This window comes from Vibrio sp. 10N.261.55.A7 (assembly GCF_002877365.1).
GTDB lineage: Bacteria > Pseudomonadota > Gammaproteobacteria > Enterobacterales > Vibrionaceae > Vibrio.
On sequence record NZ_MCWZ01000316.1, the window covers coordinates 39,836 to 61,792 of the forward strand.

Below are 21,957 nucleotides of genomic sequence, written 5' to 3' on the forward strand. Positions count from 1 at the left end.
ATGGATAAATCATATGTGAGATCCAAGTAACATTTGTTAACAAAATGTGTTCACACAGAATAGTAAGGTGATATGTTCACTGAACACTTCGTGAACGTTTTTGTTCCAATACGAACAATTAGAATAAATACTTAACTTTTGTGCATTTAACTTTTGTACACTTAATTTTTGTACCATGAACAGTACGATGACCTCGAGATCAAGATGGACGACAAACACCAATCGATTATTGAACAATCATGGCAACGCTGTCGTCAGTCGGGGCTTTCACACAGCAGTACTCCGAGTATTGAGCTAGAAACGGGTCACGTGTTTAAGCAGTCACAAGATGAACATGCAGGGTTGATCACCACCACCAACAATAAGGTGCTTCCTTTCTACGACAGCTTATTGGCGAACAGTAATTGCTTAATCACGTTGACAGACACCAATGGGCTGGTGTTGAACAACTGGGGCGAGCAACGCTTTTTCTCACAACATCAACCTGAAGTATTTCAAAATGGGGTGCATTGGAGAGAGAGCTTAATTGGCACCAACGCCATCGGAACCGCCATAGAAACCGGATCGATTGTTCAAGTCTTTCGTGATGAACACTTCTTAACCTCAAACCGTTTTATGACTGGGTCAGCCGCGCCCCTTTTCGATCACGAGCAGAAAATGACGGGGGTGTTATCGATCTCCAGTGATGCCTATATGCCGACGTCTCACACGCTTGGCATGGTAAAACTGATGTCCCAAGCGATCGAAAACCAGCTGATCGCTTCTCAGTTTCAAGATGATCATTACCTGCTTTGGTTCAACACGTCTCCAGAAAACATCGATAGCCAATGGTCATCGCTCTTAGTTTTTAATGAAGATGGCGTCATTATCTCAGCCAATCGACGCGCCGAAGTGACATTAGGTCAGGGCATTGCACTGCAGCGTCTTGAACAAATATTCGATATCAAGATGCAGCAGATACTCTCACATCCGCACTACAACCCGATGTCGATGACAACACACTCAAAATTCAATTACTTCGCCATCATTACCCCGCCAAAACTATCCAGTGGCCGAAAAATCGATTACCGACAAACGAAAATCAAAGTGCCTATTAAAGCGCCTAAAGCGTCCTCAGAACTCGAAAAACTCGACATGGGTGACGCTCGATTAGCCAAAGCGATTTCTCAATCAAGTCGCATACTCAACACTGATATTCCAATCTTGATTCATGGTGAAACAGGGGTCGGTAAAGAGGTATTTGTAAATGCCCTGCACCTTGCGAGCGAACGCAAACATGCGCCGATGATAGCGGTGAATTGTGCGGCGATTCCCGCTGATTTAGTAGAGTCTGAGCTATTTGGCTATGAAAAAGGCGCATTTACGGGCGCGAATCAAAAAGGCTACATTGGGCTGATTAGAAAGGCCGATAAAGGGACGCTATTTTTAGATGAACTGGGCGACATGCCAATGAATGTTCAAGCAAGACTGCTTCGAGTTTTGCAAGAACGAAAGGTGACCCCGCTAGGCTCAACCACCTCTTATCCAGTCAACTTTAAACTGGTCTCAGCCACTCACTGCCACTTGAAAGATCTGGTCGAGCAAGGAAATTTCCGGCAAGACTTGTATTATCGAGTCACGGGATTAAACATCACGCTGCCTTCATTAAGAGAACGCACCGACAAGGTCACACTCATTAATCATCTGTTGCGAAAGTTTGCTTTAGCCGATGAAACGCCAACACTGAGCCACGACGTTCTCACCATGTTCTTATCTCACTCCTGGCCAGGAAACATTCGCCAAATGGTGAGCGTCATTCAAATCGCGATAGCGATGGCGGATAACGAAACAATACGTGCAGAGCACTTACCGGATGACTTTCTTTTTGAGGTAGGTGAACCAGAGACAACAATAAGTACATCTGCCCCATCAGGAATGTCTAGATCAAACAAGTCAGAAAATATTGATTTACCTACCAGTCTGGAAGCCATAAACGTTAACCTTAACGCGAATAACACACAGTGGTTGCAAGTCTATGAGCAGCAAGGCCGCAATGTATCGGCGACCGCCAAACAGCTCAATATCAGTCGAAATACGCTGTACAAAAAATTGCGAGAGCAAGGACTCAGATAGGCTCTTTCATCACTCAGCTATCTTGCACTTCGTTCTATTTTCATTAATCATTTGTAGATAGCCTTCAAAATAGCTAAACGAATCCATCTATGCCTAGCAATATCTCGCTCAAACAGATAAAGGTGTTCACCACCATTACGCAACATAGAACACTGACCTCTGCCTCTGAGGCACTTTTTCTCTCAAAAGCGGCGGTGAGCATGGCGCTCTCTGAACTTGAAAAGAATATTGGTCACTCCCTTTTTGATCGCGTCAATAATCGGCTCATTATCAATCAAGAAGGGCTGAAGCTTCTTCCTCTGGCGGACGAACTCTTACATCGCGCAAACTCAATTGATGAGATGTTTGATCAAAACCAGACCCTTTCTGGAAAGCTAAGAATTGGCGCCAGTGACACGATAGGCAATCATGTCGCGCCTAATCTACTCAGCGGCTTTCGCAATGACACTCAGCATCTTTCTCAAAGTTTGTTCATTTCCAACTCCAGTTTGATCTGCCAGAAGCTGGTTGATTATGAGCTCGATCTTGCGCTTATTGAAGGCAAGACACTGCACCCTGAACTCATCTCTACTCAGTTTGGGCAAGATGAAATGTGCATCATCTGCGCGCCTAGTTATGCAAATGCCGACCTTGATAATGTCTCACTTGCCAGCCTAGAAAGCAGTGAATGGATCCTTCGCGAGGCAGGCTCAGGATCACGTGAGTTTTTCTTACGTGTGATTGCACCACGTATTGAAACCTGGCATGAGTCGTTTGAGCTCAATACAACCGAAGCGCTGATCAACAGCGTTTCTTCCGGGCTTGGGCTCGCCTGTTTATCACGGCTGGCCGCAGAGCCTGCGATTAAAGATGGCCGTGTCAAAGAACTGAAGGTGTCACTCGATATGAAAAGACGCTTTTGGCTACTGGTTCATAAAGAAAAATATCAAAGCCCCTTGTTAAAGCGCTTTATTGAGTTTTGTCATCAAATGAGTAAATAGCGACCACACAGCTCCCAGAATTGCGCCTGTCGCTAGACTTAAAAAGGATAAAGCTGTATAAAAAGCCAGTAATAGATTCAATTAAATTAGAGGATTAACCATGGCTGTAATCGTCAAGTACGTGGTGGAACGCAACGGAGAAGAGAAAATGACTTTTACCTCTAAAGCCGAAGCTGACGCTTATGACAAAATGCTGGATATGGCAGATGAGATGTTTGAACTGCTAGCAAAAAGTGATGTGTTAGAAGATGAAGCGAAGCAAGAAGAGCTTGCTCTATTCCTAGCGAAGAACAAAGAAGAGGTTCTTTTTGCTCTAGGGGCTAAGCGTAAACCTGCGCCTAAGAAAGCAAAAAAGATTGAAGCAGTAGAAGATGCGCCGGAAGAAGACGCCGCTTAACTCTCTTTAACGATTGATAAAACCCAGACTTAAGCGCTGGGTTTTTTATTGCTCATCATTTACTGTCCTCGGTTATCACAACGCAAAATAACACGGAAATAATGCGCAATAATGTTTACCCTAATAATTGCAGGGCTTTCCGTTAGGATAAAGACCCAATCATCACAAGGGTGCCCCCATGAATTACCACATTGAAGTTTGTATCGACAATCTAGAATCACTTCACAACGCCATTGAAGGCGGTGCTACGCGCATTGAACTTTGTTCATCTCTTGCACTTGGCGGCTTGACTCCAAGCTTTGGTATGATGAAAAAAGCCGCTCAGATATCCCCTATTCCTGTGTATGCCATGATTCGACCACGTCAAGGGGATTTTCTTTATGATGCTGATGATATTGAATCCATGTTGATTGACATTGAAGCGGCAAGCCTAGCTGGTCTAAATGGGGTGGTATTTGGCCTTTTGGACGCTAACGGGAATATTGACATGACGGCGGCGAGACAGCTTGCCGAGAAAGCTCACTCACTCAATCTTGGCATCACCTTTCATCGCGCGATCGATCAGTGTCAAGATTACCAAACCGCCATTGAACAAGTGTGTGAGCTTGGTTGTGAACGTGTTTTAACATCAGGGCTCGCATCTACTGCAGAGAAAGGTATCTCTGTCATTGCGGATATGGTTAACATTGCCAATGGTCGAATCGGCATTATGGCGGGTGCAGGCCTTAACGTGAGTAATGTTCAAGGCATTGTCGAACAAACACACATCAGTGAGGTTCACTTGTCCGGTAAGAGCAGCCGCGCTAGTAAAATGACCTATGTCGCTGAGCAAGCTAAAATGGGAAACAGTGATGATTTTATTGTCCCTGTAACCGATGCCCAAGCGATATCACTTGTCACGGCTCTATTAGACTAGCTTGATGGATGATTGGCAATTTCATCAAGTTATTGTTTTAAATATGGATATGAAATAAACCCTATGGCGAAAGATCTTTTTTATCAGTTGGACCTTAACTTACTGCGAACTTTCCTAGTCCTCTCTCAAGAGCTCAACATGAGAAGAGCGTCCGATCGCCTCTTTGTCTCGCAACCGGCGATTAGCCAAGCGCTACAAAAACTTCGTAATCACTTTGATGATGAACTGTTTGTTAAGGTACATGGTGGTCTAAAACCAACGGCATTTGCTGAAGATTTAGCGAACGCAGTGACACCGTATTTAGATGGACTTTCTACCGCTCTTAATCAAATAAATGAGTTTGACCCAGAGAAAATCAACCAGAAAATCACCATCGCTATCCCACCTATCATACTGTCCAATATATCCACTACGTTATTTCTGAAAATGAAAGAACTAGCGCCTAATGCAGAAATAGAATTATTATCTTGGTCAAGTACAACACCAGAAGACATTAAAAACGGACATACACTGATTGGTGTTCATTACGATATTGAAACCTCCAAGGACATTTATTCTGAGCATATCGCTGAGATTCAAGGGAGTGTCATAGTGAGGGATGAGCATCCAATAAAAAATGAAGTAGTTGATTTTAAAGAGTTTAGTCAATACGAGCATGCTTCTATCATTAGCCGCGGTTGGAATGACAATATTGGGTATGCTGCGAATATAATGAAAGAACACGGAATAACGCCAAAAGTAGGATTTCGTTCGGAACTGATTATGGCCGTCATTGATATCACCCGACACTCAGATATGATCATGCCAAACTCAAGTTTATTCCCTATTGAAAGTCACCTAGGACTGAGACAAATCACACCGACTATAGAAGGAAAGCCATTTACCGTTGAAATTTTAAGTCATTACCATAAACGGAATAGAAAAAGTGCATTAGTGCTCTGGCTACACGAATTGATACGTCAGTCTATAAAACAACAACAGTCTGATAAGATTTAATTATTAGAAATATAAACGCTAATAATTAGAGCTAACGTATTCACCGTAATAATATTACTCCCATCAGGAATTACTGACTCACGGAAAGAGTTTTCTAAACCTTACTGAGAGTAGTATTATGAAAAAAATCACTTGCCTTCTATGCCTTCTAGCCACTTACCTTTGCGCATTTAATGCTTTTTCTAACACCTTACATATCTCACCAGACATAAGAATTGGACCTTATTTTGGTTCTGGAATATCCGGTGGAGGGCTTCAATTTGGACTCGCAGATACTCTTGGTTTAGACGCGCTATATCTTTCCTATAGCCACACCTCTTATGAATTTCTGAAGACGGATAAAGAACGCCTTAAAACCTATCGCATAGGTGGGCAGTATCAATTGGTGCCCAAGCAAAAAATGTCACTTCAATTAGAAGCTGGATTATTTGACTATGAAGGGCGTCGCCAGATGTTATGGGATGAACCTAGATATGCAGAGGGTCAAGGTGTCAGTATTTCCGCCTCTTGGGTCATGTTTATTAATCACCACTTAGGCTTTAGAGCCGGCGGTGACTTTAACTTCATCGACCGAAATAAGACCTTGGGATCAAATACCTTTTTTGCAACGTTTTCAACAGGTGTTGTCATTCAGTTTTAATGGTCGAGAAACTCAACGCTTATGGTGAGCAAGCTGACATAAAAACTGTCTACTAATTTCTCGATTAGGTCTTTACTTCAGAGCATCATCAATACTTTGTTCGCCTAAATGGCGAACATCTTTACCTTTTACAAAGTAAATGATGTACTCACAGATGTTTTGACAACGATCACCCACGCGCTCAATCGCTCTCGCCGCCCACATGACTTGCAGTATACTCGGGATATTTTTCGGGTCTTCCATCATGTAGGACACCAACTGACGAACAACGGCTTCATATTCTTCATCAATTTTATCATCAAGCTTATACACTTCCGCGGCCGAATTGACATCCATGCGGGCAAAAGAATCTAAGACTTGGTGCAGCATTCCAATCGCTAAACGGCTCAAAGGCTCAAGTGATACAAAAAAGGACTGCTCTTTAGAAGAGGGCGTCTCAATCGCGACTTTTGCGATACTGGTCGCGACATCTCCAATCCGCTCCAAGTCCGTGATTGTCTTGATAATCGCCATGATCAAACGCAGATCTTTTGCCGTCGGCTGACGCTTCGCGATGATTCGAGTACACGCCTCGTCTATAGAGACTTCCATAGAATTCACTTTGTGATCGTCTTTTACGACTTTCTTAGCCAAATCAATATCATCTTTATGCAATGCCTGCATAGCAAACGAGAGTTGTTGTTCAACTAGCCCCCCCATGGTGAGAACATGGGTTCGAATCGATTCTAATTCGACATTGAATTGACCTGAAATATGACGACCAAAGTTCATTCTTGATTAAGTCTCCTAAGGGAAAATGATGGTTAACCGTATCGACCGGTAATGTAATCTTCTGTTTGGGTTTTTCTTGGTGAAGTGAAGATAGAGTCAGTGTCTGAATACTCTATCAGTTTCCCCATATGAATAAACGCGGTGTGATCACTAACTCGCGCGGCTTGTTGCATGTTGTGCGTAACAATCACAACCGTGTATTTGTCTTTGAGATCGTTAATCAGCTCTTCAATCGTCAACGTTGATATGGGATCAAGGGCCGATGTCGGCTCATCTAGAAGCAATACCTCTGGTTCAATCGCGATGGCGCGAGCAATAACCAAACGCTGTTGCTGACCTCCTGATAAACCAAACGCATTCTCGTGAAGACGGTGTTTCACCTCGTCCCACAAGGCGGCAGATCGCAATGAATGTTCAACCGCGTCATCCAAAGTTCGACTGTTTCGAATACCTTGTAAACGCAGCCCGTAAACAACGTTCTCATAAATGGATTTAGGAAACGGATTCGGCCGCTGAAACACCATACCGACACGGCGCCTCAAAGTCGCCACATCGACCTCAGGGTGATAGACGTTCTTACTATGCAGTTTTACCTTCCCTTCAACCTTACACCCTTCAACCAAATCATTCATTCGATTGATGCAGCGTAATAGCGTCGACTTTCCGCAGCCAGAAGGACCGATAAAAGCCGTCACCTGACCTTTAGGAATGCGCATTGAAATATCGCTCAACGCTTGCGTCTCTTTATAAAAAAGATTAAGCCCTTCTATCGATATTGCCGTCTGCTCTGCCGTTAAATTGGCGACGTCTAAAGGAGCTTGATACCCTAATGCTTGATCAACAGAAAACATGATTAATCCTGTCCTAAAGTGCGGTATTTTTCGCGCAGGTTATTACGAATACTGATTGCGGTTAAGTTCAAGCTGATAATCACCGTAATCAGCAAGAAAGACGTGGCGTACACCAGCGGCCTTGCTGCTTCAATGTTGGTCGTTTGAAAGCCAACATCATAAATATGAAAACCTAAGTGCATGAACTTGCGATCGAGGTGCAAAAATGGGAACTCTCCATCAACCGGCAGACTTGAGGCTAATTTAACCACACCCACCAACATCAATGGCGCCACCTCTCCTGCTGCTCTTGCAACGGCCAGTATAAGCCCAGTAATAATAGCAGGGCTTGCCATCGGTAAAACGATTCGCCACAAGGTCTCAAATTGCGTGGCACCCAGTGCCAAAGAACCATGTCTAACAGAGCTTGGAATGCGAGTTAACCCTTCTTCGGCAGACACAATAACAACGGGCAAAGTGAGTACAGCCAAAGTCAAAGCAGACCAAAGTAAACCCGGTGTACCAAACGTTGGCGCGGGCAGTCGCTCGGCATAAAACAACGAATCCATCGAGCCACCCAGTGTATACACGAAGAACCCTAAGCCAAATACGCCATAAACAATGGACGGTACACCGGCAAGGTTGATAACCGCAACTCGAATCACTCTTGTAAACGCGTTATTAGAAGCGTATTCATGCAGATAAACAGCAGCGACAACACCTAACGGCATCACCACTATCGACATGATGATCACCATTAACACCGTGCCAAATATGGCGGGAAAGACGCCCCCTTCAGAATTTGATTCCCTCGGGTTCTCTGACAAGAACTTCCAAGCTTGCTTCCCCCAATGGGAAACTTTTTCCACCAACGTCATTTCATTGGGATACCACATGTCCAGTATTTGACTCAATGGGATAGCGGAGCGTTGGCCAGACATGTCTTCAACAATGAGCTTATCTTGATTGAGCTGCACTCGGAGCTTGGCTAAACGTTCATCCGCCTCGACCAATTGCTGATTAAGTTCTTGTTTACGAAGATCATACTCTTGTAAGAACGTACCATTGAGGTTGCCATTGATCTCACGCTTTCGTTTTTCTAGACGCATCGACTCTAAAGCACGACTGGCCGCTTTAAACTCCGTTTCAATAACAAGGTTAATTTGCTCTCTGAGCTTCTCCGTTTGAGCTAAACCAAGAGAAAACGCGTCGGACAGATCCTTTGAGATAACGTCAGTTTCATTCTGATAACCAACAGGCTTCCCGTAAAAGTCGCCATTTCGGGTACGCTCTATCACCGCCCACCCCTTAGGTAGGGTTTGTTCTTTGATATTAATATCCAAGATAGAAACAAAATCGGCTGGGTAGAGTTCTCTATTCGCCACTTTAATGCTGTAACGAGCCACCAGATCATCCGCACTCTTTTCACTTGGTAGGGCAAAGTTCATGGCTTGCAGTCGACTCGCGGGCACAAACTCCTGAGCATAAAGTTGCCCAACCAAAGTATCACCGTCGAGCGTTTTCCATTGATAAAGGGGCGCGGGCCAGAAATAAGACAGTCCTTTCCAACCAATAAGCAGCATTAAACCCATGACGGAAAGCAAGCTAATGCTCACTGCTCCACCCGTTAGCCATATCCAAGGTGAGCCCGACTTCATCCACTTTAACATGAACGCGGCTCCTCACTTTTCAACGCTAATAGCGCTAGAACGACTTCAGCTAGATTATAGCGCACGGTATCTATCCCTTAATCGTTGCCTAACCCACTCAGCAATGGAATTGACAGCAAAAGTAAAAATGAGCAGCAGTAACGCAGCCAAAAACAATAATCGATAATGCGTACTGGCAACCTCAGATTCTGGCATTTCAACCGCAATTGTCGCCGACAGGGTTCGCATGCCCTCAAGTATATTCCAATCCAATATTGGGGTATTCCCCGTCGCCATCAACACAATCATGGTTTCGCCTACCGCTCTTCCCAACCCCATCATAATGGCAGAGAAAATCCCAGGGCTTGCGGTAAGAAGAACCACATAAATTAAGGTTTGCCAAGGTGTCGCACCAAGAGCAAGTGAGCCATCCGACAAATGCTTTGGCACAGAGAATATGGCGTCTTCTGCGATGGTGAAGATCGTAGGGATCACCGCAAACCCCATCGCGAAACCAACCACTAATGCGTTACGTTGGTCAAAGTTAATCCCGTGGTCCGCGAGATAAATACGAACATCACCATTAAACAGCCAAACTTCGATAGCCGCACTTTGTGACAAGATAAGCACAACTAGGCCAACAATCACCGGCATCAATATCAGCCCATGCCAACCGTTAGGAAATAGAGACACGAATCGAGAAGGCAATACATGCCAGATCGCCCCAACAACCAAGGTGGAAATCGGTAAGAGCAACAGCAGTGCAACAACCGCTGATAAGTATGTTTCAACAATCGGCGCAAACCAAAGGCCGGCCAAGAAACCAATAATGACGGTAGGAAAAGCCTCCATCAACTCAATGGAAGGCTTCACAACACGGCGCATTTTTTCAGACATGAAATAGGCGGTGTAAATTGCTCCTAATACGGAAATAGGCACAGCAAATAGCATCGCAAATGCGGCTGCTTTTAATGTACCGAACGCGATAGGGACTAAACTGAATTTCTCTTCAAAATCATCATTAGCTGATGTTGTTTGCCAGGTAAACTCTGGCTCTGGATAGCTTTCGTACCACACTTTTTTCCATAGTGACGAAAACGAAATCTCTGGGTGATCATTATTGACGTTGCCCACTTTTAAGCTATTGCCATCCAACGCCAGTAAGTACTGTTCATTGTTCGACATTGCGGCCAACGAGGGGACCTTTTTATACGCTCGCTCAAATATCACCAACTTTTCACTCGTTGTATAGTGACTCTGCAACGTGCCATTGGTGTAAAAACTGTAGAAACCTTTGCGATAGGTATCAGGCAGCAAAAACTCCAGCTCTAACGCTAAATCAAATTCACGGATGGGTGTCAGTTTACGTTCACGATCTTTAAGCACATCAAACCACTGAGAAACCAGCCCATCTTCATGGGTGATCAAGAGTGAATAAGCGCCCGAGAGTAAATTGATTGTTGAGACGGGTTCTTTGGTACCACCTTGAGTTAAATCCACCACCTCTCGAACAACATATTGTTGCTGCTGTTTTTGAGCAATATAGAGATCCGACCCTGAACGCATATAAAGCATGTTGCCATTTGGCGTCAGCAGTAGCTGTTCAAGATCGGGTAAATGACTCGGAAAACGAAATTCTGACGCCCCGCTCTGATCGTTCCACCGAACGACAACCTGACCATTGTCATACCGCCCAGCCAAAGTCAGGTTAAGATCATCGACAACAAAATCAAATTGCTCAAGCCTTGAAGAACCATCCTCTAAGTCGAGTCCTATTGAACTATCAAAAATTTCGATATTAGGAGTAAAAACACCCCACTTTCGACTTCGGCTGCTAGAGAAGTCAGGCCGAAAAACAGCCAGTTTCCCTGCTCGGTCTATCACCGCCTGCCAACCGTTGCCTTTTTTACTGTCTACAAACAGTTCAATATCATTGGCGACTGAAAATGAGGCGTGCGCCGTCGTCGCATTATCTAGGGTCCAAAAATCTAATCGGCCGAGCTTAGAAAGGACAAAGGCGTGTTTACCGTACTCATCAACACCGATGGAAATGGGCTGCGGTGTATTAATTTCAGTTGGCGTTTGAGTAATCTCAATATCCGCGTCAGAGAAGAGGGGCAAAACAACCATGGCAAGATAAACAAAGATAAGGACTAACGCCGCTAACACACTCACTCCACCGCAAGAAACCAATAAGCGAACAAGTCGATCTTTAACAAATCGCTTCCTGTCGGGTTCTTTCAATGAAAAATCGGCGCTGGGCATAGCTATCTCAGTCTAATTAATGAGGATTGATATTATTTCGATAAGATGACAATTATATTACAACCGACAATAAATAACTGAAAACATTAAAGCAAAATCAGTTTCAAGAGTGAATAATGGTCAATAAGTGGCCTATATCAACTTCTTCAGTCGCATTTCTAGAATAGACCCTAATAATTTGTAAATATGACAAAAGTTGAAATAAATCCTTCATAAAACAACACTATTGTTCATTACCAAAGAAATGAGACCCAACACATAACGGGTTAGGCTCCTGATAAAGGTAAAATATGAGTGCGGAAAAACTATACATCGAAAAAGAGTTGAGCTGGCTATCGTTCAATGAGCGAGTATTGCAAGAAGCCGCTGACCCTACCGTTCCCCTTATTGAAAGGGTTCGTTTTTTGGGTATATTTTCCAACAACTTAGATGAGTTCTATAAAGTTAGGTTTTCAGATGTTAAACGTCGGATACTGATCAATCAGGAACGAGGTCACAAGAACAAATACAAACACTTGCTCGCAAAGATGCAATCAAAAGCCGCGAAGCTAAATGAAAGCTTCGATGAATTGTACAACGACTTGATCTTAGAAATGGCAAGGCGACGCATTTTCCTCGTCAATGAAACTCAGCTCAGTGAGCCTCAACAGAAGTGGGTTGTTCAGTACTTTAAGCGAAAAGTACTGCTGCATGTCACACCCCTTATCGTCACCAATGAAATAGACTTGCTGCAGTTTTTAAAAGATGAGTGTGCCTACATTGCGGTCGGGCTGAAAAGTGATGAGAAAATCCAATACGCCATTGTCGAAATCCCAACGGATCATCTTCCTCGTTTTGTAATGTTGCCTGAAGCAAAAGGCAAACGCCGTAAAACAATCATATTACTCGATAACATCATTCGATATTGCCTAGACGAGCTCTTCAGTGGCTTCTTTGAGTCTACGCAACTTCGCGGATACGCGATGAAAATGACGCGAGATGCCGAGTACGACCTGAGTAATGAGGTCGAGCACAGCATGATTGAACAGATGTCCGAAGGTGTAAATCAGCGGTTAACCGCCATGCCGGTCAGGTTTGTTTATGAACATGATATGCCTAAAGATATGCTCGATTTTCTATGCGAAAAGCTTCAATTGTCTAACTATGACAACTTGATCGTCGGTGGGCGTTACCAAAATTTCAAAGACTTTATTGGCTTCCCAAATGTGGGCCGAGACTATTTGGAAAACAAGCCATTACCACCCATGGAATGTGCCGATTTCGAACCCTTCAATAACCATTTTGATGCCATAAAAGCCAAAGACATATTGCTCCACTACCCTTACCACACCTTTGATCATATCTCAGAACTTGTTCGACAGGCCTCCTTCGATCCAAGGGTTATCAACATCAAAATCAACGTTTACCGTGTCGCTAAAGATTCAAGGTTAATGAACTCGTTGATTGATGCGGTGCACAATGGAAAAAACGTCACTGTTGTTGTCGAGCTTCAAGCAAGGTTCGACGAAGAAGCGAATATCGGCTGGTCAAAGGTTCTTACTGAGGCTGGCGTTCATGTTATTTTTGGCGCTCCGGGCTTGAAGATACACTCAAAGCTGCTGCTCATTAGCCGCCGAGAAAACGATGAGATTGTTCGTTACGCTCACATAGGAACTGGCAATTTTCACGAAAAGACGGCACGAATTTATACGGATTTCTCGCTCTTAACGGCCGATCCAGAAATCACCAACGAAGTACGGCATGTGTTTGGTTATATTGAGAACCCTTACCGACCAGTCCGTTTCAAAGAACTCATTGTTTCGCCACGAAATTCTCGAGAAAGCTTGTATAAGCTGATCGATCAAGAAACTGAGAATGCGCTTGCGGGCAATCGCGCAATGATCACACTGAAAGTCAATAACCTCGTAGACAAAGGACTGATCAACAAGCTGTATAACGCCAGTACCTCGGGTGTAAAGATTCGCATGATCATTCGCGGCATGTGCTCACTTATCCCTGGGCTAAAAGGCATCAGTGAAAACATCACAATAATCAGTATCGTCGATCGATTTCTAGAACATCCACGCGTCATCATCACACATAATAACGGCGATCCTTTAGTGTATATTTCTTCGGCAGATTGGATGACTCGAAACATCGATCACCGGATTGAAGTCACCACACCGATCAAGTCTGAGCGACTAAAGCGACGTATTATCGACATCATCAATATCCATTTTACAGACACGGTAAAAGCGCGCCTCATTGATAAAGAGATGAGCAATTCCTACGTTCTTCGTGGAAACCGTAAAAAAATCCGTTCACAGATCGCCATATACAACTATCTTAAACAGACAGAGAAGAAAGTCAGATCTGAGAATAAAAGCCTTGCTAAAAATGACGGACTCTAAAGAGACACGCAACATCGCCGCGATCGATCTCGGCTCGAATAGCTTTCACATGGTGGTCGCTAAAGTCGTCGATCAAGACTTACAACTCGTTAGCCGCCACAAACAGCGTGTCCGACTCGCGGCAGGGTTAGATAAAGACAAGAAGCTTGATGAGGCGTCCATATTAAGAGGCCTAGAGTGTCTAGAGATGTTTGCAGAGCGGCTGCAAGGTTTCGAGCTCGCAAATGTTCGGATCGCGGCAACGCATACCCTTCGCCAAGCGGCGAACGCCCATGAATTTCTTTTTCGAGCCCAATCGGCGATCCCTTTTCCTATTGAGATCATCCCAGGAACGGAAGAAGCCCGTTTAATCTATGCCGGTGTCTCGCACACACAGCCTGAATCAAATTCTAAACTGGTGATTGATATCGGTGGCGGCAGTACCGAAATGATCATTGGTCATGGCTTTGAACCTTCTCTGGTAACAAGTAAACAGCTCGGCTGTGTCAGCTATACTCAGCGCTATTTTCCAAAAGGGCACCTCTCTTCGATAAACTTCATTAAAGCGTCAATTGCAACGGGTCAACACCTGCAGGGGATCCGCTCAAAGTACAAAAACAAAGGATGGGATATCGCAATTGGCTCTTCAGGAACCATTAAAGCAATAAGAGAGGTTTTAATCGGGCTTGGGCACGACGATGGCATTATCACTTCTAGGCGAATTGAGCAATTGATTGAAACGCTTTGCCAATGGACAACCATTGAAGATATTCAGTTGAAAGGGCTCGCTCCAGAAAGGCAACCCGTCTTTGTCGGAGGCGTCGTGGTTTTACACGGGATCATTAACGCGCTCGATATTGATGAACTTCATTACTCGGAAGGTGCATTGCGTGAAGGGCTTCTTTATGAAATGGAAGATCAGTTTAAGCGGCTCGACATCCGAATGCGCACGACAGAAAATTTAGCCAAAAAGCATCTTGTTGATCTCGTCCACGCAAACAACGTCAAACAACAAGCAAACGCGTTTTTCCTACAAGTGCGCAGAGAACTCGGCATCAAAAAAAGTAGCCCTTTATTCTCTTTATTGGAATGGAGTGCTTTATTGCATGAAGTCGGGCTGAGTATCAGTCTGCAAGCCTTTCATCGTCACTCAGCGTACATTCTAAAACACACCAACATGCCAGGCTTTAATCAAGAACAACAACAAGTGCTTGCAACATTGGCTCGCTTTCAAAGAAAGGGACTAAAGCTCAATGAAATGGACGATCTGACGCTGTATAAGCGCAAACACATCCTCAGTCTCATCAAGATCTTGCGCCTTGCAATTTTGGTCAATGGCCAAAGGAACGACACACACAATGCGTCACTAAAGCTCTCAGTGTCAGGCGAAGTGTGGACGGTAGGGAGTTCAAACGAACAATGGCTCAAAGAGAATAAGTTACTGAGTGCCGATCTCGAAACAGAGCAAGAGCTTTGGAACAACGCTGACTGGACACTTCAGTTTTAAGCATCTCTTCACTCACTAGCCAGCACTCTGTCTATTGATGGCATCGCGAATAGTCGGTCAATCGTTCAATGGGTCAATCGATGCCTAGGTTCGCAAGTTCCTCTTTTGCAATGTCAGCGCTAATCGGAATGTAACCGTCTTTTGCCACCAACTCTTGCCCTTCAGCAGAATAAATAAACCGGATAAATTCCCTCTCGATCGGCGACAAAGGATAATTGGGGTGCTTATTGACGTAAACATAAAGGAATCGGGAGAGAGGATAATCACCAGATAGGATGTTTTCTCGGCTAGGGTAAACGTAATCTTCCCCTTCTCTTGCCAAAGGGATCAGTTTCGCTCCAGACATCTGATAACCCACACCAGAATACCCTATCGTGTTAATGGATAGCGCCACCGACTGCACCACGGAAGCAGAACCCGGCTGCTCGTTGACGTTGTTCTTAAAGTCGCCGCTGCAAAGCGCATTTTGCTTGAAGTACCCGTAAGTACCCGAGACAGAGTTACGGCCAAACAACTGCATACTTCTGTGGGCCCAATTGGCTTTCAACCCCAATTGAGACCAGGTTGAGACTTTTTCTAAAGCGCCACAGCGCATCGTTGTGGAAAAAATACTGTCCAATTGAGAGAAGTTCAGCCCGCCAATCGGATTGTCGCGATGAACGAAAACACCAATGGCGTCAATCGCCACTCTTAATTCCGTTGGTTTATAACCATGCTCACGCTCAAAAGCCTCCATTTCTCGGTTGCGCATCGGGCGACTCATGGGGCCAAATTGCGCTGTGCCTTCTGTTAATGCAGGCGGCGCTGTCGATGACCCAGAGGCTTGAACCTGTGCATTGATGCTTGGATACTTCTGTTCAAACTCTTCCACCCACAGCGTTGTCATACCCGCTAATGTGTCTGAGCCCACAGAGAGAATGGTGCCAGAAATGCTCGGCACTTTTTCATAAGGCAGCAAGGGCTCAGCCGATGTAAAGCCATCCAAATCAGAGCCTTCAGCGTGCACGTTAGTAGCAAAGAAGAAAGAAACACAAATCAAGAGAGAAGCGCCGTATCGCATCATGCCTCCACTATTAAGCGGCTAGGCAAAACAAATGAAAACTTACTGCCCGTGCCTACGACACTTTGAATCTCTAAATGAGCATCATGGTGCGTCAAGGCGTGTTTAACGATAGCAAGCCCTAAACCACTGCCTCCCGTATCTCGAGAACGTGCTTTATCAACGCGATAAAAACGTTCGGTCAAACGGTGTAAATGCTGCGGCTCAATGCCATCGCCACTGTCTTCAACTTCAAGACAAGCCCCTTGAACGGTTTTAAACCACCGCACATCAATCTTGGCACCCGGCTCGGTATATTTCACGGCGTTGTACACCAGATTAGAAATGGCGCTTCTGAGCTGATCCTCATCAGCCAATACTCGGAGACTGCCATCCACATGAAACGTCAACTGATGACCATCATCACCACTTAAGCTTTGCGCCTCTTTTTCTAGCACTTCGAGCATAGCGGGAACATTGACGACGTCTTCAAAGTCATCCATTGGAGCCGCTTCGATCTTAGAGAGCGTAAGTAACTGACTGACAAGACTGTTCATTCGATTGAGCTGCTCAGTCATCACACCGTGCGCTTTACCCCACATTGGCCCAACGAGCATATCTGGATCTTCGGTCATTTCTAGGTAACCGCGCAGTACCGTCATAGGCGTTCTTAGTTCATGCGATACATTGGCAAAAAAGTTGCGGCGCATGCCTTCTAGCTTTTTCACCTGAGTCACATCACGCACCACCATCAGGTGCTCACCTTCCGTGTACGGCACAATACGAAGCTCTAGCATTCTCTCGACATTAAGCGGCGATCTCATTTCTAACGGTTCAGAGAAGTCTTGCTTATTCAGGTATTTAATGAAGTCTGGCGTGCGGATCAAATTCGATACTGGCTGGCCAGAGTCATCGGGCCATTTAAAACCAAGGAGGTGTTGCGCCAGTTTGTTGCACCAAACGATGTTGCCTTCACCGCGAAATACAACCACGGCATCTGGCAAAGATTCTGCACCATTTCGGAAACGACGAATCAGATTGGTCAGCTCTTTGCGTTTTTTTCGTTGTCTCTGTTGCAGGCGATAGATGCCGTTAAACAGCGATTCCCAGTTTCCACTACCAGAAGGTGGCGTTAATCGCTTTTCATCCCACAGCCAAGCCGACAACCTCATTTGATTATGTAGGTGCCATAACAACTGCAAAACCGTGGCAGCTAAAAGCAACCACGGCATGTGTCCAAATATCCACCCAACAATAACCCATGGGGTGTAAAAAAAAGCCAGCTCCCAAGCCAGCTTTTTCCAGGTTAACTTTTCAACCAATTTAATTCCTCGGACAAACGTCCTTTCTACTTATCTTTTTACCAGCTTCCACGCTCTATTTGCTGTGACACCTGACTTACAATGATGGCGCTAAATCTACGCCTTTGTTGAGAAGCGGTAACCTGCACCACGAACGGTTTGAATGAGCTTATCATGCCCTGCATTCTCGAGCGCTTTACGAAGTCGACGAATGTGAACATCGACTGTGCGATCTTCAACGTACACATTGGTTCCCCAAACGTTATTCAGCAATTGCTCACGGCTGTAAACACGTTCTTGGTGCGTCATAAAGAAGTGCAGCATTTTGAACTCAGTTGGTCCCATATCAAGCGGGGACTCATTGGCCATAACACGGTGCGATACTGGGTCCAATTTCAAACCTTGTACGTCAATCACATCTTCTAATGCGGTTGGCGTTACTCGGCGAATAACGGCTTTTAGACGAGCGACTAACTCTTTAGGTGAAAAAGGCTTCGTGATGTAATCATCTGCGCCAACTTCAAGGCCACGTACCTTATCTTCTTCTTCACCACGAGCCGTCAACATCACAACAGGAATATTGCGCGTTAACTCTTCACGTTTCATATGCTTGATGAAGTTAATGCCACTGCCACCAGGCAGCATCCAATCTAACAGGACAAGATCTGGGTATGGTTCGCCGAGCTTGCTCACTGCGGTATCATAGTCTTCGGCTTCAACAGCTTGGTAACCCTTTTGCTCAAGGACAAAACACAACATTTCGCGGATAGGTGCTTCATCCTCAACCACTAAAATCCTTCTGGACATATTTTTATAACCCTGTGTATGAAATTAACGCTTGGGCAAACTGACTAACCCTTTGCAACTATGAGCATTATTACCAGTAATTATGACACTTTTGTGACCTTTGCAAAGAAAGTTTAATATAACTTTCGGCTCAACGTCATAACAAATTCCATTCTTTTCAAGGTTGAATGCCTTCATTGGTGAAACGTTTGCGTTGTGTTAATTGCTCGAAGAATTTTGCATAGAGTTAAGACAACACATTAAAAATTGCCTATGATGAGCGCCTTGATTCCAGCCTAGAGAAAAAATATGTGGTTTAAAAACTGTCTGGTTTATCGCTTCAATCGCGATATCGAATTCAATGCAGACCAGCTCGAAAAACAGCTAGAAGAGTTTCGTTTCACGCCGTGTGGCAGTCAGGATAAACAAAAGTTTGGCTGGGTAACGGCAATGGGTCGTCATGGCGACATGATGACGCACGTTTCTGAAAACCGCATTCTGATTTGCGCTAAAAGAGAAGAGAAGATGCTTCCAGCGTCGGTGATCAAAGAGTCGCTAAACGCAAAAATTGAAACCATGGAAGCAGCCGAAGGTCGCCCTCTTAAAAAGACGGAGAAAGAGACGCTGAAAGATGAGATTATCATCGATCTTCTGCCAAGAGCCTTTAGCCGCAGTAACCATACGTTCGTATTGGTATTACCGAAAGAAGGGCTAATTCTGGTTGACGCAAGTAGCTACAAGAAAGCAGAAGATGTTCTCGCTCTTCTTCGTAAAACCATGGGTAGCCTGCCTGTTGTTCCTGCTATTCCAGAGCAGCCAGTCGATAATACGCTGACAGAATGGGTGAAATCAGGCGATACACCTCAAGGGATCACGCTTCTTGATGAAGCTGAGCTGAAATCCATTCAAGAAGACGGCGGCATCATCCGCTGTAAGAAGCAAGAACTGAGCGCAGAAGAAATTCAGAACCACATTGAAGCAAACAAAGTCGTCACGAAACTTGCACTTAACTGGCAAGATCGTATCGAGTTCGTATTGGCCGAAGATGCGAGCATTAAGCGCTTAAAATTCTCGGATGATCTTAAGGACCAAAACGAAGACATTCCACGCGAAGACCAAGCGGCACGCTTTGATGCAGACTTCTCGTTAATGTGTGGAGAGCTCAGCGCCTTCTTACCCAACCTATTCGATGCACTGGGTGGCCTGCCTCACCCAGAGGCTTAACGAAATCTGAGTTTGCAAACCAATACAGAAACAGCGCTCTTCTTTCTTAAAGGGCGTTTTTTATCTTCGTACCTTTCTCATATCCTTCCGATAGTCGCCTCTTTCTTATTTCCTTAGAAATATTGTGCATTTGTTTTACGTCACATTTTGACGTAAAATACGCGCCCCTTTACTTCCACTAGGTGGGAGTAACCTGACTTGAGATCAGACTAGAGAAACCAGCAATGACGACTAACACACCATTCGTACCCGAGCTACTGTCACCAGCAGGTAGCCTTAAGAACATGCGTTACGCTTTCGCTTATGGCGCAGATGCGGTTTACGCAGGCCAGCCGCGTTATAGCCTTCGAGTACGTAACAACGAATTCAACCATGAAAACCTACAAATCGGTATCGACGAAGCGCACGCTCAAGGTAAAAAGCTGTATGTGGTTTGCAACATTCAACCGCATAACTCCAAGCTAAAAACCTTCATTCGCGATCTAAAACCGGTTGTTGAGATGGGCCCAGACGCTCTGATCATGTCAGATCCTGGTCTTATCATGATGGTTCGTGAAGCGTTTCCTGATATGGCGATTCACCTATCAGTTCAGGCAAATGCCGTGAACTGGGCGACCGTAAAGTTCTGGTCGACTCAAGGCGTTGAGCGTGTGATTTTGTCTCGTGAACTTTCTCTAGAGGAAATTGAAGAGATTCGTGAACATTGCCCAGAAACAGAGCTTGAAATCTTTGTTCACGGCGCGCTTTGCATGGCGTACTCTGGTCGTTGTCTGTTATCTGGCTACATCAACAAACGCGATCCAAACCAAGGCACGTGTACTAACGCTTGCCGTTGGGAGTACAAAGTCGAAGAAGGTAAAGAGAACGACACGGGTGATATTGTTGAGAAGTTTGACCCTGCCGTAGAGTCTCAAGCTACTGAAGGGCAAGCTATCGAAGTTCAAGATGAGCGTCCTGATAACACGTTAGGTCTTGGCAAGCCGACCGATGAAGTCGTTCTACTTTCTGAAGCACATCGCCCAGAAGAGAAAATGGCGGCTTACGAAGATGAACATGGTACTTACATCATGAACTCGAAAGATCTTCGTGCTATCCAACACGTTGAACGCCTCACGAAGATGGGTGTTCACTCATTGAAGATTGAAGGCCGTACTAAGTCTTTCTACTATTGCGCTCGTACTGCTCAGGTTTACCGTAAAGCGATTGATGATGCGGTTGCTGGCAAGCCATTTGATGAGAGCTTAATGGGTACGCTAGAAAGCCTAGCGCACCGTGGTTACACAGAAGGTTTCCTACGTCGTCACACTCACGACACCTACCAAAACTACGATTACGGTTACTCAGTGTCTGACGCACAGCAATTTGTTGGTGAGTTTACTGGTCAACGCCGTGGTGATTTAGCGGAAGTCGAAGTGAAAAACAAATTCCTTGTGGGCGACAGCCTTGAGCTAATGACACCAAATGGTAACGTCGTTTTCACCCTTGAAGCGATGGAAAACCGCAAGTCACAAGTCATTGATGATGCGAAAGGCAATGGTCACTTTGTCTTCATCCCAGTTCCTGAAGATATGGATTTATCTTTCGGGCTGTTGATGCGTAATTTAAACTCAGGTCAGGATACCCGTAACCCAACAGGTAAATAAAATGGCATTACTGATCACCGACAAATGCATCAATTGCGATATGTGCGATCCAGAGTGTCCTAACGGGGCAATCACTATGGGTGACTCTATCTTTGAAATTGATCCTTTGTTGTGTACAGAGTGTAAAGGTCACTACGACAAGCCTACGTGCCAGTCCGTATGTCCTATCACCAAATGCATTATCACTGACCCGAAGAACATCGAGACCGATGACGAGCTTTTAGAGAAGTTCGTTATCATCCAAGGTATGGCATAGCGAGCCAAAGCAATTTAGCGACGACTCAAATAGAAAAGGAGCACCGATTGGCGCTCCTTTTTTCGTTTTCACTCACTGACCAAGACTCTCTTCTGTGGGAGTTACACCCTATTCGTTCAACATGGCCAAGCACTGAGTAGGTGGGATTTTTTCCTTTTTCTTAACCGGTTTTACTGCTGCTTTTTTTTCATCTTCAGGCTTGGGCCACCAGCTCGTTAGCTCATACCCACACCCATCCCCTTCTGGCGGTTCGGCTTGCGCCTGACAGGAGCTATC

At 44.9% G+C, this 21,957-nt stretch carries 19 protein-coding genes; 11 read left to right on the plus strand and 8 right to left on the minus strand.

Annotated elements, in window-relative coordinates; genetic code table 11:
* The first annotated feature begins 204 nt into the window (after nt 1–204).
* The 6 genes from BCU12_RS19425 (at nt 205) to BCU12_RS19450 (ending at nt 6,041) form a co-directional block, all read left to right on the plus strand.
* Complete coding sequence (locus tag BCU12_RS19425) at nt 205–2,112, plus strand: sigma-54-dependent Fis family transcriptional regulator (RefSeq protein ID WP_102405901.1); 1,908 nt, start codon at nt 205–207, stop codon at nt 2,110–2,112.
* A gap of 89 nt (nt 2,113–2,201) precedes the next feature.
* Entirely contained in the window at nt 2,202–3,092 is an 891-nt protein-coding gene (locus BCU12_RS19430) for a LysR family transcriptional regulator (RefSeq protein ID WP_102405902.1), read from the plus strand.
* Nucleotides 3,093–3,192: 100 nt separating this feature from the next.
* Nucleotides 3,193–3,489, plus strand: a complete 297-nt coding sequence (locus BCU12_RS19435; RefSeq protein WP_102405903.1) for a YebG family protein — start codon at nt 3,193–3,195, stop codon at nt 3,487–3,489.
* A gap of 178 nt (nt 3,490–3,667) precedes the next feature.
* Nucleotides 3,668–4,405: a copper homeostasis protein CutC gene (locus BCU12_RS19440; RefSeq protein WP_102405904.1), complete on the plus strand. Its 738-nt coding sequence runs from the start codon at nt 3,668–3,670 to the stop codon at nt 4,403–4,405.
* Between the two features lie 63 nt (nt 4,406–4,468).
* Complete coding sequence (locus BCU12_RS19445) at nt 4,469–5,401, plus strand: LysR family transcriptional regulator (RefSeq protein WP_102405905.1); 933 nt, start codon at nt 4,469–4,471, stop codon at nt 5,399–5,401.
* 118 nt (nt 5,402–5,519) lie between these two features.
* A complete protein-coding gene (locus BCU12_RS19450) occupies nt 5,520–6,041 on the plus strand; it encodes a hypothetical protein (protein WP_102405906.1) in 522 nt (173 codons plus the stop codon).
* Between the two features lie 72 nt (nt 6,042–6,113).
* On the opposite strand, the gene phoU is transcribed toward BCU12_RS19450, so the two are convergent.
* Genes phoU through BCU12_RS19470 form a run of 4 tightly spaced genes read right to left on the minus strand, consistent with a single transcriptional unit; the run spans nt 6,114 to nt 11,556 of the window.
* Complete coding sequence (phoU, locus tag BCU12_RS19455; RefSeq protein ID WP_102405907.1) at nt 6,114–6,812, minus strand: phosphate signaling complex protein PhoU; 699 nt, start codon at nt 6,810–6,812, stop codon at nt 6,114–6,116.
* Between the two features lie 32 nt (nt 6,813–6,844).
* Nucleotides 6,845–7,663, minus strand: coding sequence for a phosphate ABC transporter ATP-binding protein PstB (pstB, locus tag BCU12_RS19460; protein ID WP_102405908.1), 819 nt, complete (start codon nt 7,661–7,663; stop codon nt 6,845–6,847).
* Between the two features lie 2 nt (nt 7,664–7,665).
* A complete protein-coding gene (gene pstA / locus BCU12_RS19465; RefSeq protein ID WP_102405909.1) occupies nt 7,666–9,312 on the minus strand; it encodes a phosphate ABC transporter permease PstA in 1,647 nt (548 codons plus the stop codon).
* A 54-nt stretch (nt 9,313–9,366) separates the two neighbouring features.
* Nucleotides 9,367–11,556, minus strand: coding sequence for an ABC transporter permease subunit (locus tag BCU12_RS19470; protein ID WP_102405910.1), 2,190 nt, complete (start codon nt 11,554–11,556; stop codon nt 9,367–9,369).
* A gap of 290 nt (nt 11,557–11,846) precedes the next feature.
* Between BCU12_RS19470 and ppk1 the strand changes: the two genes are divergently transcribed.
* Both ppk1 and ppx read left to right on the plus strand, forming a co-directional pair.
* Nucleotides 11,847–13,946, plus strand: coding sequence for a polyphosphate kinase 1 (gene ppk1 / locus BCU12_RS19475; RefSeq protein WP_102405911.1), 2,100 nt, complete (start codon nt 11,847–11,849; stop codon nt 13,944–13,946).
* Nucleotides 13,933–15,432 (plus strand): exopolyphosphatase, encoded by a 1,500-nt coding sequence (ppx, locus tag BCU12_RS19480; protein WP_102405912.1) that lies wholly within the window; start codon nt 13,933–13,935, stop codon nt 15,430–15,432. Before ppk1 ends, ppx begins: the two co-directional genes overlap by 14 nt.
* 73 nt (nt 15,433–15,505) lie before the next feature.
* On the opposite strand, the gene BCU12_RS19485 is transcribed toward ppx, so the two are convergent.
* From BCU12_RS19485 to phoB, 3 genes are all read right to left on the minus strand, one after another.
* Nucleotides 15,506–16,492 carry a phosphate ABC transporter substrate-binding protein gene (locus BCU12_RS19485; RefSeq protein WP_102405913.1) on the minus strand — a complete coding sequence of 329 codons (987 nt, stop codon included), beginning with the start codon at nt 16,490–16,492 and terminating at the stop codon, nt 15,506–15,508.
* Complete coding sequence (phoR, locus tag BCU12_RS19490) at nt 16,492–17,793, minus strand: phosphate regulon sensor histidine kinase PhoR (RefSeq protein WP_102405914.1); 1,302 nt, start codon at nt 17,791–17,793, stop codon at nt 16,492–16,494. Before phoR ends, BCU12_RS19485 begins: the two co-directional genes overlap by 1 nt.
* A gap of 96 nt (nt 17,794–17,889) precedes the next feature.
* Nucleotides 17,890–18,579, minus strand: coding sequence for a phosphate regulon transcriptional regulator PhoB (gene phoB / locus BCU12_RS19495; protein ID WP_102405915.1), 690 nt, complete (start codon nt 18,577–18,579; stop codon nt 17,890–17,892).
* 288 nt (nt 18,580–18,867) lie between these two features.
* On the opposite strand from phoB, the gene rdgC reads away from it, so the two are divergent.
* The 3 genes from rdgC (at nt 18,868) to BCU12_RS19510 (ending at nt 21,681) form a co-directional block, all read left to right on the plus strand.
* Nucleotides 18,868–19,782, plus strand: coding sequence for a recombination-associated protein RdgC (gene rdgC / locus BCU12_RS19500; RefSeq protein WP_102405916.1), 915 nt, complete (start codon nt 18,868–18,870; stop codon nt 19,780–19,782).
* 224 nt (nt 19,783–20,006) lie between these two features.
* The gene (gene yegQ / locus BCU12_RS19505; protein WP_102405917.1) at nt 20,007–21,425 is read left to right on the plus strand and encodes a tRNA 5-hydroxyuridine modification protein YegQ; all 1,419 of its coding nucleotides are present in this window, start codon (nt 20,007–20,009) and stop codon (nt 21,423–21,425) included.
* Nucleotide 21,426: 1 nt separating this feature from the next.
* Nucleotides 21,427–21,681 carry a YfhL family 4Fe-4S dicluster ferredoxin gene (locus BCU12_RS19510; RefSeq protein WP_102405918.1) on the plus strand — a complete coding sequence of 85 codons (255 nt, stop codon included), beginning with the start codon at nt 21,427–21,429 and terminating at the stop codon, nt 21,679–21,681.
* Nucleotides 21,682–21,789: 108 nt separating this feature from the next.
* Here the strand turns inward: BCU12_RS19510 and BCU12_RS19515 are convergent.
* Nucleotides 21,790–21,957, minus strand: a 168-nt coding sequence (locus BCU12_RS19515) for a penicillin-insensitive murein endopeptidase (RefSeq protein WP_198599388.1), incomplete at its 5' end; no start/stop codon positions are given.

Excerpts from the sequence above, each read along its gene's own strand:
- BCU12_RS19425 (WP_102405901.1), top strand. The coding sequence starts at position 205 with ATGGACGACAAACACCAATCGATTATTGAACAATCATGGCAACGCTGT.
- BCU12_RS19430 (WP_102405902.1), top strand. The coding sequence starts at position 2,202 with ATGCCTAGCAATATCTCGCTCAAACAGATAAAGGTGTTCACCACCATT.
- BCU12_RS19435 (WP_102405903.1), top strand. The coding sequence starts at position 3,193 with ATGGCTGTAATCGTCAAGTACGTGGTGGAACGCAACGGAGAAGAGAAA.
- BCU12_RS19440 (WP_102405904.1), top strand. The coding sequence starts at position 3,668 with ATGAATTACCACATTGAAGTTTGTATCGACAATCTAGAATCACTTCAC.
- BCU12_RS19445 (WP_102405905.1), top strand. The coding sequence starts at position 4,469 with ATGGCGAAAGATCTTTTTTATCAGTTGGACCTTAACTTACTGCGAACT.
- BCU12_RS19450 (WP_102405906.1), top strand. The coding sequence starts at position 5,520 with ATGAAAAAAATCACTTGCCTTCTATGCCTTCTAGCCACTTACCTTTGC.
- phoU (WP_102405907.1), bottom strand. The coding sequence starts at position 6,812 with ATGAACTTTGGTCGTCATATTTCAGGTCAATTCAATGTCGAATTAGAA.
- pstB (WP_102405908.1), bottom strand. The coding sequence starts at position 7,663 with ATGTTTTCTGTTGATCAAGCATTAGGGTATCAAGCTCCTTTAGACGTC.
- pstA (WP_102405909.1), bottom strand. The coding sequence starts at position 9,312 with ATGTTAAAGTGGATGAAGTCGGGCTCACCTTGGATATGGCTAACGGGT.
- BCU12_RS19470 (WP_102405910.1), bottom strand. The coding sequence starts at position 11,556 with ATGCCCAGCGCCGATTTTTCATTGAAAGAACCCGACAGGAAGCGATTT.
- ppk1 (WP_102405911.1), top strand. The coding sequence starts at position 11,847 with ATGAGTGCGGAAAAACTATACATCGAAAAAGAGTTGAGCTGGCTATCG.
- ppx (WP_102405912.1), top strand. The coding sequence starts at position 13,933 with ATGACGGACTCTAAAGAGACACGCAACATCGCCGCGATCGATCTCGGC.
- BCU12_RS19485 (WP_102405913.1), bottom strand. The coding sequence starts at position 16,492 with ATGCGATACGGCGCTTCTCTCTTGATTTGTGTTTCTTTCTTCTTTGCT.
- phoB (WP_102405915.1), bottom strand. The coding sequence starts at position 18,579 with ATGTCCAGAAGGATTTTAGTGGTTGAGGATGAAGCACCTATCCGCGAA.
- rdgC (WP_102405916.1), top strand. The coding sequence starts at position 18,868 with ATGTGGTTTAAAAACTGTCTGGTTTATCGCTTCAATCGCGATATCGAA.
- yegQ (WP_102405917.1), top strand. The coding sequence starts at position 20,007 with ATGACGACTAACACACCATTCGTACCCGAGCTACTGTCACCAGCAGGT.
- BCU12_RS19510 (WP_102405918.1), top strand. The coding sequence starts at position 21,427 with ATGGCATTACTGATCACCGACAAATGCATCAATTGCGATATGTGCGAT.